The organism is Microcoleus sp. ARI1-B5 (assembly GCF_036705795.1).
Classification (GTDB): domain Bacteria; phylum Cyanobacteriota; class Cyanobacteriia; order Cyanobacteriales; family Microcoleaceae; genus Microcoleus.
This window is the reverse complement of sequence record NZ_JAUBVK010000040.1, coordinates 24,311-37,584: the sequence shown is the minus strand read 5'-3', so window position 1 is coordinate 37,584 and position 13,274 is coordinate 24,311. Positions and strand designations below refer to the sequence as shown.

Sequence of the window (13,274 nt, the reverse complement as noted above, 5' to 3'; positions counted from 1 at the left end):
GGAATTGGTGCGGGAACTGGCGTAGGAATTGGTGCGGGAACTGGCGTAGGAATTGGTGCGGGAACTGGCGTAGGAATTGGTGCGGGAACTGGCGTAGGAATCGCTGCGGGAACTGGCGTAGGAATTGGTGCGGGAACTGGCGTAGGAATTGGTGCGGGAATATTAACCTGAAAACTGCCTAGAGTCGCTGCTACTGCCTTGTTACTACCAGTGTCCTGCACTTCCAAGGATTGTAGTGCCACTGTATAAGTACCGTTGTCACCCGCATCCCAAGTGCCACCGGGAGCATTGATCCGGTAAGTGGCATTGCGTGTAGTACCATTACCAGAAACATCGAGACTGATGAAACGAGCAACTAGGGAACCAAAAAAGTCATTTACTACAATGTCAGAATCATCGAAACTACTAACATCTACGGCTGTGTTGTCAGTGTAGGTAACGGTAAATTCTTGGATATTTCCGCCGCTAGTTGTGATGTCCGCAATGGGCTTGAGGTTAGCTGTAGGCGCGACATGATCCGTACTGGGTTCGACTGTAATTGTAAATGTCTGCGGGAGACTGGTGTTAAGGTTAGGTGCTGGTCCACTGGGGCCGCTGTCACTTAGGGAAACTTGAACATTAGCAATACCAGATGTCCCTGGGGTAGCTGTAAAACTGAGATTGCCGCTGCTGCCATCACATCGCTAGAACTCAACAGCGATCTCGGTAACTATATCGGGCAAGATGACTATTACTATTACAGCCAAGAAAGCGGTAATTTGTCCGCTCGGAAAATTTTGACAACGGTGTGAGTATAAACTTCTCTGAACCAAATTTTAGCGGACATTGGTGGAGTGTAAATTTTTCAGCACCGGGAGATGTTTTACTTGCGCCTACTACTTACCTCAACGCTACGCGGTATCCTTTCCAAGCAACAACCTCCGCGGGTGTGAGTGCCTATGGCGACGGTCGCGGGTACAATATGCTGACAGGGGGTCGGAACTGTTGACAAAAATTTACCTAAAACTTTCTAAAGTTACCGATCGACTGTGCTATCATCCCTACACTCGTCGGGTTAACCAGCTCTCATGTACGCCATCAAACTTGAATTAAAACTCAATAACCAGGAACGTACATTGATGGCGCGGCATTCTGGCTATGCCAGATTTTGCTACAATTTCGCCTTATCTCTATATCAAGGAGTTAAAGATCTTCCAGGCGCTAGTAGCAAAAAAGTAGCAGCGATCGAACGAGTTTTTACCAATCACGTTAAGAAATTGCCGGAATATCAGTGGACCAACACTCTGTCTTCCAGAGTTTATAAAACCACATTCCGGTATTTCGGTGCAGCACTATCCCGATGCTTTAAAGGATGAGGCAAGTTCCCCAAATTCAAAAGGAAAAAAGATGGCGACTCTTTTACAGTAGATGCCGCAGACTGGAATCATGCCATCTTACTCAAACCGCAAAAGTCAATAAAAATCCCCACCTTGGGGACTTTTAGACTGAAAGAAGCTATCCCCTTTTCTTGTAGGGCGCAGACATTTACCATCTCGCGCACCGCCGATAAATGGTTTGTTTCCTTTGCGATCAAAGCCGAAAAGATGCCACCTTTATTTCACCCCGTTGTGGCAACAGTAGGTATTGACTTGGGTGTGTCAACTTTTGCTACTGTTTCCGATGGCAATTATTATGAATCTCCCTGTCCGCTCAAGAAAGCGAAAACCAAGCTGAGCTCTTCACAGTGGAGAAAGAGAAACAAGCAATTGGGTAATAGCAGATTGGGTGTGAAAGCATCCAATAATGCCCGCAAACATTATCAGAGAATTGCCAAAATTCATGGAAAGACTGCCAATAAACGTCGAGAGTTCTTGCAGAAAACTACCACAGAAATTAGTCAAAAATATGCTCACATTTGCATCGAAGATTTGAATGTGAGCGGAATGCTCGCCAATCATAAATTAGCGACTGCTATTTCAGATTGTGGTTTTTATGAATTTCGGCGACAGTTGGAATATAAGTCGGTTATGTACGGTACGACGGTTGAATTGGTAGACCGTTGGTATCCGTCATCAAAGACTTGTTCGAGTTGCGGTCACATTCAATCAATGCCATTGTTCGAGCGAGTTTTTGAGTGTCAACATTGTGGCATAGCCATTAATCGCGACTTGAATGCCGCGATTAACTTGGCTCGTCAATCTGGTATTAGTAAGACCAGTTCGGTCTGAAGTTACGCCTGTGGACAAGAAGGAGCCGACTCCCAGGCGTGGAAGCAGTTCGAGAACATTAAATCTGCCATGAGTAGGTTTGAGTAGGTTTCATAGAACGGTGATGTTGCTAATTAGGCTTTGGTAGTCTGCAACCGAGGGGTCAATAAAGGCGATCGAATCGTTTACAGATGACTGAGCAATCTCGTTAAGTAGCATAATGCACCTATTGTGGCAACGGTGGATCGGTAGGTTTTTGCCAGGGGCTGTATTTCCTGAGTCTGGCAACTTTGATGCTAAATTTTAGTGTACCACTCCTGTGTAAATTGAGACAATGATTGAAACCCACCTTCTGCCGATTAAACTGTCACAATCTGTTTTTTCGTAATTTACAGGGAAATCTCAGTTATTTTTTATACAAATAACCGGAAAGTCATTTTGGCGGTCGCCAATCGATTGCGCGATTTTCGCATTGAAGATTTTAGAGGCGACCCCACGGATAAATGCGGGGGACGCAAGGATGAGCGTTGAAGATTTTGGATTGATTCCACGGATAAATCACGTGGCGGGTACCACCTTTGAAATTCTTGGCCAATCCAAAATGCTCAAATGCCCAAAATTCCTAGTGTGACACTTGAGGGTGCCGAAGGTGGGATATAAGCCCAGGACGCAGCGAGTGAAACGCTCCATCGCAAAAATAGCTAGGGCAGGCGTCTCGCCTGCTGTAAAAATTTGATTAAAATGACTTTGGCAATTCAAGTCTAATGACAAAAAAACGTTAACTTAAGCGTATCGATTTATAACCGGACTTTTATGATTGCCAATTCTTGCTCTAAGTTCTCTGCAAAAATATTTAATAACTGTAATTGATGCTGCTGCATATTAACTTTTAATGGCTCTTGGCTGTCTTGAAAACAGATAACTTTGGCGGCGATTTCCTTGTAGTGTTGCAGCATTAAAAAAGTATCGATGCTGAAACCAATTAGATAGTTTTTAGCAGCTTCGCTGCAAATTGCCGTTACTTGATTGAGATAAGCTTCTGACGATTCAGGCGGCTTTTCATAGCCTGTTCTTTTCTTCAAAATATAGCTCGCACCGCCGACTACTGCTGCTCCCACAGGCCCGCCCAACAGCCAACCTAAGCCAGTCGCGATCGCCACTGGAGTCACTTCGCCCTCGATCGACTTTTTGGCGGGAGCTGGCGGCGGCTCGGGTAAAGCGATTTGCGGCGATGGGGGAAACGAGGTCAAAAGGGCGATCGGCTGTTCCTTATCAAAGAACTCGCAAGCTTTATTTACCCATTCTGCGATCGCTTGCTGCTGCTGCAACACATCTTGCTCAAATTTTGTCTTCCACGCATCAAAAGTTCCTTGCTGAAGCGACAGCGCCATTTCCGACTGATACCGCCGCAAAAGTGTGGGCTGGTAAAGCCAAATCTCGAAGTCGGAAACGCTGGTTTGAAAGCCTTTTGAAATGAGTTTTTGAGCTTTTTGTTTAATTTCTATTCTGTCTTTTTCCTTTTGTTGAGCTGCGGCTATTTCGGCGGCGACTGTTTCAGATTTAGCTCGCAGAGATTGACAAATCTTAGTAGCTATGGCTTCAATTCTCGGCAACTTAACTGCTAGTTGTTCTTGTTGAGCTGCGACAATACTTTGCAAAGCCGATTCAAACGCGGCAATTCCGGTAGTTTGTGCCGCAGCCACATCTCCTTTCAGCCTCGCTCTCAAAGCGGGTAAAGCATCGACGCGGTAGATATTGCTGATGTTGTTCGGCAAGTTGGATCGAAAACTTTCGGCAACAAACAACAACCGATTGTATACTTGTTTTTGGTCGTCTGGTTCGAGTAGATTGAGAAAGTTGGCAACAAACACGACTGTGTTAATTTGGCGATCGCTCAACCAATCTCTCAGGTGCTCCCGTTCGCCTAAAGTCATCAATTTGCGGGCGTCTAAAACCTGCACAACTAAATCAGCAGTTAGCAATTTATCCCGAACTAAGTTATCCTGTTCTTGGCGATCGTTAGTTCCCGGCAAGTCCAGCAATTCCACGCCAGTTTTCAGGAATGGGTGGGGACAGTAAACATTCACGGCTGCGACATCATCGCGCATTTGTCGGTTGTTGTCGAGGATGGCGTAGCGTTTCAGAACGTCAGTCCCCGCTTCGCTGACTTCTGTGCCGTCTTTCAGGGTGATTTTTGCGTGCAATTCGTCGCCGTAGTTGACATATATGGCAGCACCTGTAGTGGGCACAAGGTCGATCGGCAAAGCACGATTTCCAAGCATTGCATTCAGCAAAGTTGACTTACCGTAATTAAACGGGCCGAAGACAGCGATTTGAAAAGTTGGTTTGGCGAGATAGGCGCAGATTGAGCTTGTATCTCGGTAAAGTTGGGAGTTTTTATCTAGTTCGAGGATGCCGAGTGCTGACTTGAGATGATTAGTTAGATTTTGATAAGTTTCGGATTGTTGCATATTTTTGTTAATGTATTTTGCATTTAAATTTAAGTTGTGGGGCGATGCTCAAAGCCCACCCCACAAGACAATATTTGAATAAACAAACTCAACCTCAATTATTGTAGCAAGGATCTTTTCAATTGGTATAAATATTGAAACTATTGTGGGGTGGGCTTTGAGCATCGCCCCGATTTTAACCCTTGTGAAAGTTATATCAAATCCGGTGACATCGGAATTGTCGTAGGGGCGGGGCGGGTTTATATAATTTGTCGATACTTGCAAAGATATTGGTGAACCCGCCCCTACAACACTTGAAATTATATCATTCCGGCGCAGCCGGAATTGATATGAGATGAATCAGGTTTGACAAAGAAACACTCACCTAGCGGATGCTAAGAAACCTTGATAAACCGATTCTATACTCTGCGACTGAGCCGAAACATCAGCCTCCAAGTTTTTCAAGCGCTGGGATTCAGCCTGACAATTAATCTCGCGAGATTGCTTTTGTTGGAGCAAATTATCTAACTCAGATTTCCGAGAATTAATATCATCGTTCATGCGATCGCCCACTTCCCGCCCGTAAACATCAAAACACTCTTTCACAGCATCGTGAATCGGCTGCCACTGCTCTTGTGCCACCTGCGGCAGATACTTCACCAACTCTTTTTTCGCGGCTTTCACCAACTGTTTGTGAGCTCCGTCGGCTTGCAAAACTCCAACACCCATCCCCAGCAAAGCCAAGTAGAGCGGCCCCAAAACAATCCCCGTAAAACTCGCAAAAATCGTACTGACGCCCAATACAGTAATTAAATTGAGCAGGATATTTTTCCAGTCAAAACCCGCTCCGGCCATTGCTACGCCTGCCAGGTTTCCTGTTGTTAGCGAAAACAATCCCATCGCCCATTTTGCCCAAGCTGGCGAGTTATCTTCGTTTGAGTTGCTGACTGCTGCCGGGATTTTTTGCCCGGTCAGTTTTTCGGTGATTTTTTCCGTCACTTTTGTGTAAGATGCTCCGTAACTGGCTGCACTTTGCGACAACTGCGAAAATGCTGAATTCATCTCTTGTTCGGCCGTGAGAGTCCAAGCTGCTAGTTTGTCGTTGATGTACTGCTCGAATGCTCGTCTGAGCGATGCTTCAAAGGCTTCTCGCCTGTCTTGGCTGAAGAAATCGAGAAATCTCAGCTCGGGTTGATACCGCAAAAAGTCTGTTTCAAATGTATTTTCTAAGTTGAGAACGTAGGTGCGGAACGAATCTGCGATCGCCCGCGATTTATTATCTCTAACTGCGCTAATTTCTCGTTGAAATTCATCGCGAATGTGAGTCAGCTTTTTAAACTCCGGCTCAACTGAATTAATCTTTTCCTTCAACTCATTGACATCGCGATCGAGCAACGGTAAACGGCGCCCAACAGCTTCGCGGACGCGAGCCGAAATTTGACGAGCCAAAGTCCTCGCCGGACGCAATTCCGAAATCGCCCTTTCCTGCGTCAAAAACGTATTCAGTGCCGCCATAAACTCGGGAAAACCAGTTCCTGCCAAATCTGCATCTGGGTTTTTTACCCGCAACCTGAGCGCCTTAATTGAAGTAATTGCAAATACCCGCTCGTCGTAAATGTCGTGTCCTTCTGTCAAACAATATTCCGCTAAATTAGCTTTGAAAACGCGCCGCAGTTTCTCTTCTGCTTCTGCCATTTCTTCAGGATCGTCCGGATCGATCAAACTTTCTCGCACCTGATCCCAAGCATTGATCAGAAAGAAAATGCTCAAGCCGCGATTTTTGATGTAATTTTCTAGATAGCGTCTTTCTCCCATTGTACAAGGCTGAGTTGCCCTGAGCACAAACAAAATAGCGTGGCAGTTGTTGATGTAACCGAGAGATAATTCGTTGCGGGATTCTGTATCGTTTAATCCGGGGCTGTCTACTATTTCTATGCCTTTTTCTAGCAAAGGTAAAGGATATTCTACTACGGCGCAGTCGATATCTGGAAATGCTGGTTTGTTTTCTGATTCTAGCCGTTTTGCCTCGGCGGGGTCGATTGTGTAATCCTGTTTGAAACTTTTAAAATCGAGCTGCTTGGGGCTTTTGCCGTCGTTGAAATAAACGGTAACATTTTTTTCGGGACCGTAGCGCAAAATTGTCAGCAAAGCCGTACAGGGGTTGACATCGCTGGGGAGCAAGTTTTCGCCGATTAAGGCATTGAGAAAAGTGCTTTTGCCGCGTTTCATGTCGCCTAAAACTAGCAGGCGAAAGACTCCTTGGCGCAGGTTTTTGCTGGCGAGATTGATGTCGGCGTTGTCTGTTTCTAAACCGAGTTTTCCTGATGCTTCGCTTCCTGCTAATTCCGATCGCTCTATGGCTGTGGCGATGTTGCTGAGGCGCTCGGCTATTTCTCGGCGCACGGCGGATACTCGCTCTAAATCGTTGAGAAAGCTGCTGGTTTCTACTTTAAGGCTCATGGTTGCTTCCTGATTGTTTTCTGATTGGCTTGTGCAAAAATAAGTAATTTGGTCAGGATTTATGCAAAAAGTGGTTTAATGCGCTATTTATAGCGATCGGGTGCGCCGGGCCGTGCACCCTACATAACTACCATACGCTACAAGTTAATTTCTCGGTCTGTCTTCTCCAAAAAACATTTTGTAAGCTATCAAAGCAATCCCTCCAACTATCAGCGCTGTTGCCAGCCATGATGCGATGCGAACTGCAACGACAACAGCAATGACAATGCCTGTAAATTGAGCTGCTGCTATGATTTTTCGGCGCCACTGTTTGATTTTGCTGTTGGTTTGGCTGTCTGGTTCTTCGTATTTGCTGGTTCGATATGCTGGCACTGAGCGGTCGATTTCTGCTTCTAGTTCGCGGAGCCTAATTTCTTGTTCGCGCTTCCGCAGCTCTTGTTCTTTGTGCCGGATTTCTCTTGCTTTTTTGTCGGGATCGTTCATAAAATTTACCCTGTTTCCCAGGAGAAATGTGTGTTATTTATTGTCTGTGTTGCGGAACGATAAAGTTATCTACAACTGTAACTCACATTTTCATCCGTGTCGAGAGATGTGAAGAAAAGTTAAAAAGGGCGATTCTTGAAGAGGGATAGCTACGGCGCGCACCTTTTAAGCCGCCAAACCGCAGCGCTGCGAATCTTCAATATCCTTCGGGGCCGATGGTAGTGCGATCGCACTCAGCGTCGGACAAATCCACCAAGCGCGATCGAAATAAGTTGCAGCCACCTAATTGAGCTTTGGTTAACTTTGCTTTCTCCAAATTAGCTCTGCTCAAATCCGCATATCTCAAATCGGCATTGCTCAAATCTGCATTGTACAAATCCGCACCTTGTAAATTCGCTTTCCGCAAATTAGCACCTTGCAAATTGGCGTGGCGCAAATTTGCTCTTGATAAATTAGCTTTCTCCAAATTAGCTTCCGACAAGTTGGCTTGATAAAGTTGAATGTCGCCCAATTCAGCATCTTGCAACTGTGTTTTGTAAAGATTGGCTTGAGTCAGATTTCCGTAGGGCAAATAAGCTCGCCTCAGAACGCTACCTGAAAGGTTTATTTCTGCCAAATCTGCTTGAAACAAGTTATCTCCACTTAAGTCAATGGCGTTAAAGTTTCGCTTGCCTTCAGAATACTGAGCGAGCAATTCCTCAGCGCTTAGCTTTTGCATTTTCACCCCTTGATGACGACAGCTTTTGCAGCCAATCCATAACGATATTTAATGGTTATTATTCTGCGTATTTATACCTAGGCATTCTCTTATGTTAAGCTTGTGTAACATCGATCGCATTTTTTCTAAGATTTTTTTTATATTTGTAAATTTCTGCCTTCCTCGACCATGCTTGCCGTCAGTAATGTCAAGATCGATAAACAAACCAAAGCTGACCCTCTACTGAAATATGCCAGAACTTCCCATCTCCATTGCTCAGCATTATCACGAACGGACGAAATACGATCCCGAAACCATTGCGGCCAAAAGCAGACAGCTAGATTGGACAGAGCAGCCCGTTCCGTTCAAAGAATATAAAATTGGCGCGTATTTTGACCTGAAGCCTTATCTAAAAGACCCCTCGGACGATCCCGATGCCTCGGATGATGCCGGTTGGTGGCATCGGTTGTCTAGCTTGTTGCTCTGCAGCTACGGGCTGACGGCGAAAGTGCAGACGGTAGACGACAGCTACCTGTATTTGCGATCGGCACCCTCGGCGGGCGGGCTCTACCCTGCTGAGGTTTATTTAATCTCCCGCGGCACGCCGCAGTTGCCGGCGGGACTCTACAACTATCAGTGCAGAACTCATGCGCTGGTTCATTTTTGGGACAGCCAAGTTTGGCAAGGGTTGCAAGCAGCTTGTTTCGGGTCGCCGGTGCTAGAAAATACCCAATTGGCGATCGCCGTTACCACTGTTTTCTTCCGTTCTTCTTGGCGTTACGAAGACAGAGCTTACCGGCGAATTTTTCTCGACACCGGTCATTTATTGAGCAACATCGAGTTAGCTTGCGCCATCAACGATTACCGACCTCACCTGATTGGAGGATTCGCCGACGAAGCTATCAATCAATTACTGTACATCGACTCGGAGCAAGAAGGAGCGATTTGTGTAGTTGCTTTAGCCGACTTGCTAGATATCGACCAAAACTTGCCTAAATTTAAAACAGCTTTACCCGGAAAAACCACGACAGATTACCAGAAAATTTCCGAAGGTCAACTCTTGGGATACCTCCACAAAGCGACTCAGTTAGAATCAGATCCCACCGGAGCTGATGGCTGGAAATTTGATGAAAGTGAAGGGGATTTAGAGGATAAATACAACTTTCCATTTTGTACTAAAGTTTCGACGGTTACTCCTTCGATTCCTTGGGGAGTGAATCTGGAAACTTTAGAAAGCACGATGCTCAAAAGGCGTTCTACCCGTGCTTATACAGGTGCTTCTTTGAGCTTGGGCGAACTGCTAGCCGTGCTCGATTTTACTTACCAACCGCAGCACTATATCGACCAAGGATTAGACGGTTATCCCGACTATTTCGATCTGAGTTCGATCGAGACTTTTATTGCTGTTTCGGGGGTGAACGGGCTAGAAGAAGGCTGTTATTATTACGCTCCGAAAGCTCAAGAATTGCGGCAAATTCGGTTTAAAAATTTCCGCAGGGAGCTGCATTTTTTGTGTTTGGGGCAAGATTTAGGGAGAGATGCGGGGGCGCTGTTGTTTCACACGGCGGATTTGAATAGGGCTGTAGCAAAATATGGCGATCGAGTTTACCGATATTTGCACATGGACGCGGGTCATTTGGGCCAGCGGTTGAATTTAGCAGCGATTCAACTGCGTTTGGGTGTCAGCGGTATTGCGGGCTTTTTTGACGATCGCGTTAATGACGTTCTCGGTATTCCTGCGAGTGAGGCTGTGCTTTATATTACAACTCTGGGAAGACCGCGATCGTGAGGATTAGGCATCAAACGGTAGAAGGTATCCTAAACAAACCAACTCTGCTCGCGAAGCCGCTGCCATGCTTTGCGAATATGTTGAGGCTTAAATAGTTCGCTTTTGCGGATGTTCCATTCGCGCACAAGTTCGATCGCTCTTGCGGAATCCTCCGCAGCTTCCCTATTTTCCGAAACAACCCAGTGAACAGTTGCCAACAGTTCCATCCCGTAAGGAGTTTCAAAACCATTAATTAACGCGCTAACACGCTCTAGTCTAACATTAGCATCAGCAGCATTGTCTAAAAATTCCCGTGCGGCTATCTTACCTTCAGACAATACATAAAGTTGTGCCTCTCGGCTGCGATCTCCATAACCTCTAATATAATGCCCTTCCAGCTTCTGCAAAACATGATTGAGATTATTTGCATAAGGGCCGTACTTTCCTTTAACATACTGCAATCTTAGCGGTTCACCTGCTACCTGAAGAAAATAAGCTAGCTTTTGAATTTCCAGCATTGTCAACCGATAGCCAGGAATTCCGTACAATTCCAGCAAGCTAATAAATAAGGCACGAGCGCGAGTCATATGAGGTTTTTCGCTAGCAACCAACATCGAATCTGCTTGGGGAGTAGCCTGCGGTTCAAACAGCAAAACTTGCACATTTGGCAGTTCAGAAAAAGCTGCTTCAATTAGCGGTTTGACTGTCTTCCAGGCCAAGCCACCATTCCCGCAGCCTAGCGGAGGAACCGCAATAGAAGTGATGCCTAATTGCTTTACTTCCTGAATCAAAGCTTTTAGTCCAGTTTGAATATCTTCGATTTTTGATTTGCCTCTCCAGTGGCGTTTAGTCGGAAAATTAATAATGTATCGAGGATTAAATAAATTGCCAGAAGATACTACAAACATTCGGCCCGGCTGCACTTCACCAGCACGGCAAGCCTTGGAATATTGGCGGAAGTTTTCGGGATATGCCTGCTTGAACTCTAAGGCAATTCCTTTGCCCATAACTCCCACACAATTAACTGTGTTGACGATGGCTTCTGCATCTGCTTCTAAAAGGTTGCCTTCTTTGATTTCAATCACTTTTTTTCTACTTTTTATTTCAATAATACCAATCTTTACGCACTATTACGGGTGGTTTGTGTGTAAAATTTTGTAAAATATTCTCTGCCTGCACTTTGATTGTAGAATTCATAACGCCGATTTCTTCGATTAACTCCCAAGGGAGAAACTTGTGAACTAAAAACTCGGCTTGACGCCTGCGCTTTCTGTCATTATCTTCGTTTGTGTCGTTCCATTGACGGGATTCCATAACATCCCAATCGAGCTGCTCTAGATCGTGAAGATCGTCAAAAAAATCGGTGAATGTCATGATTGCATGACCGTCAGTGAAAACAAAATCTAAACCCCTAAACTCTATTTCCAATACATCAGAAACGAGGTGAATAACTGCTGCTTGACCTTGAGTATAGCTCGTTACATTGCCTTTATTAATGGTATATAACATCGGAGAACGCGGTGCAAAATAAAATGGAACATAATCGTGCAGTACGCCGCCTGCACCGCATGGAACGCGGACTCTAGCACGACGATCTTGGATGTTCTCGTAGGCGATATTAGTGTACTCAGTGCCTGCGGCACGCATAGCGTTATATGCTAACAATCCACCTTCAGAAATAATAGATTCTAGATTGCGAATGTGAGTGCTGTGGTAGATTGGTAATTGCACTGCTGTTATTTGTTGGTTGTTTCAGGTTGAACTCATCATTGTAAGATCCCTTTGGCTGTTAAGGCTGAATCATCTTTTACCATTCCTATTTCCCAATACAAAATCTGCTAAATATTCTGTCGAGCACTGATTCCGTCACTTCTTCCCCCGTAACTTCCCCCAATGCTTGAATTGCGCCGCGCAAATCTATTGTCCAAAAATCTAAAGGCAATTTGTTGCTAATAGTATCCCTGCATTCTTCGAGCGAAATTTTAGCTCTAGTTAAAGCTGCTGCTTGCCGCTGGTTGATTGCTAAGTCGGAGTTGGCTGCTTGCAAATTTCCGCCGCTGACAGCATCTAAGATTGCTGTTTCTAAGTCTTCTATGCCTCGATCGAGGGCGGCGGCTGCGGTGACTATCGGGTGAATTTCAGGGGATAAAGGTAATTCGGGGATTGTTTTTACTAGGTCGATTTTGTTGATGATTATAATTAGCTGGCGGTGCTTTACTTGTTCGTAAATTTCCCAATCGCCTTCTGTCCAACCAGATTCTGCGTCAATTGTCAACAAGACTAAATCGGCTTGTTTTGCTGCGGCGCGCGATCGCTCGACGCCAATTTTTTCTACCTTGTCTTCGGTTTCCCGAATGCCGGCAGTATCGAGCACCTGCACCGGAATGCCGCCCACAACTAGCTGCGACTCTACCACATCCCGCGTCGTACCGGGTAAATCCGTGACGATCGCCCGATCGCTCCGACTCCACGCATTCAACAAACTCGACTTTCCCACATTCGGGCGTCCAACAATCGCCACTTTCAAACCCGTCCTCAACAATTCACCGCGATCGGCAGTTGCCAATATAGTTGACAATTCGTGCAAAACCTGATTTATTTCCAAACAAGTTTTAGCTTCATCTAAAGGCGGCAAATCTTCCTCAAAATCAATTCTCGCCTCAATTTCTGCCAACACATCCAAACAAGTTGTCCTTAATTTGCGAATTGGCTGGGCTAATTTTCCCTGCAAAAGGGCCAAAGCACTTTGTGCGGCGGCGGGCGATTGAGCTCCCACCAAATCTGCAATGCTTTCAGCTTGAGTTAAATCTAGCCTTCCATTCAAAAAAGCCCTGAGCGAAAACTCTCCCGGCTGCGCCAATCTCGCGCCGTTTTCCAAACACAACTGCAAGACTTGCTGCACCGCCATAATGCCGCCGTGACAGTGAAATTCCACCACATCTTCGCGGGTGAAAGAACGGGGCGCTTTCATGATTAACAGCAAAGCTTCATCGACTAATTCTTGAGTTTTGGGGCGGCGGATGTGGCCGTAAATAATGCGGTGAGAATCCCAAATTTGCTGTCCTGGGGCGCGAAACAGAGTTTCGGCAATTTTTAAGGCGGCGGCACCGGAAACTCGCACAATGCCGACGCTGCCTTGTTGGGGGACTATGGCAGTGGCGATCGCTGCGATCGTTCCTCCTTTTGTTAGTGATTCAGACATTTTTATTGTTCACACATTTAACAGTTAT

At 45.7% G+C, this 13,274-nt stretch carries 9 protein-coding genes and 1 pseudogene; 3 read left to right on the top strand and 7 right to left on the bottom strand.

The genetic code is table 11. The features are described from left to right. Positions 1–1,067: 1,067 nt before the first annotated feature. Positions 1,068–1,355 carry a helix-turn-helix domain-containing protein gene (locus tag QUB63_RS35200; RefSeq protein WP_332950698.1) on the top strand — a complete coding sequence of 96 codons (288 nt, stop codon included), beginning with the start codon at positions 1,068–1,070 and terminating at the stop codon, positions 1,353–1,355. Positions 1,356–1,418: 63 nt separating this feature from the next. After that, positions 1,419–2,207, top strand: a pseudogene (locus tag QUB63_RS31695) (RNA-guided endonuclease InsQ/TnpB family protein); the annotation flags it as partial. Positions 2,208–2,983: 776 nt separating this feature from the next. Here QUB63_RS31695 and QUB63_RS31690 read toward each other — a convergent pair. From QUB63_RS31690 to QUB63_RS31675, 4 genes are all read right to left on the bottom strand, one after another. Then, complete coding sequence (locus tag QUB63_RS31690) at positions 2,984–4,657, bottom strand: dynamin family protein (protein ID WP_332949350.1); 1,674 nt, start codon at positions 4,655–4,657, stop codon at positions 2,984–2,986. A gap of 360 nt (positions 4,658–5,017) precedes the next feature. Further along, positions 5,018–7,096, bottom strand: coding sequence for a dynamin family protein (locus QUB63_RS31685; RefSeq protein ID WP_332949347.1), 2,079 nt, complete (start codon positions 7,094–7,096; stop codon positions 5,018–5,020). 144 nt (positions 7,097–7,240) lie between these two features. Continuing rightward, a complete protein-coding gene (locus QUB63_RS31680) occupies positions 7,241–7,579 on the bottom strand; it encodes a hypothetical protein (protein WP_332949346.1) in 339 nt (112 codons plus the stop codon). A gap of 196 nt (positions 7,580–7,775) precedes the next feature. Further along, a complete protein-coding gene (locus tag QUB63_RS31675; RefSeq protein ID WP_332949345.1) occupies positions 7,776–8,297 on the bottom strand; it encodes a pentapeptide repeat-containing protein in 522 nt (173 codons plus the stop codon). 229 nt (positions 8,298–8,526) lie between these two features. Here QUB63_RS31675 and QUB63_RS31670 point away from each other — a divergent pair, with 229 nt between their 5' ends. Next, positions 8,527–10,065, top strand: a complete 1,539-nt coding sequence (locus tag QUB63_RS31670) for a SagB/ThcOx family dehydrogenase (RefSeq protein WP_332949344.1) — start codon at positions 8,527–8,529, stop codon at positions 10,063–10,065. Between the two features lie 29 nt (positions 10,066–10,094). Here QUB63_RS31670 and darG read toward each other — a convergent pair whose 3' ends face one another. The 3 genes from darG to mnmE form a co-directional block, all read right to left on the bottom strand. Further along, a complete protein-coding gene (gene darG, locus QUB63_RS31665; RefSeq protein WP_332949343.1) occupies positions 10,095–11,129 on the bottom strand; it encodes a type II toxin-antitoxin system antitoxin DNA ADP-ribosyl glycohydrolase DarG in 1,035 nt (344 codons plus the stop codon). A 19-nt stretch (positions 11,130–11,148) separates the two neighbouring features. Then, on the bottom strand, positions 11,149–11,775 hold the full coding sequence (gene darT / locus QUB63_RS31660) for a type II toxin-antitoxin system toxin DNA ADP-ribosyl transferase DarT (protein ID WP_332949342.1): 627 nt from the start codon (positions 11,773–11,775) through the stop codon (positions 11,149–11,151). 85 nt (positions 11,776–11,860) lie between these two features. After that, on the bottom strand, positions 11,861–13,246 hold the full coding sequence (gene mnmE, locus QUB63_RS31655; protein ID WP_332949341.1) for a tRNA uridine-5-carboxymethylaminomethyl(34) synthesis GTPase MnmE: 1,386 nt from the start codon (positions 13,244–13,246) through the stop codon (positions 11,861–11,863). Between the last annotated feature and the right edge of the window lie 28 nt (positions 13,247–13,274).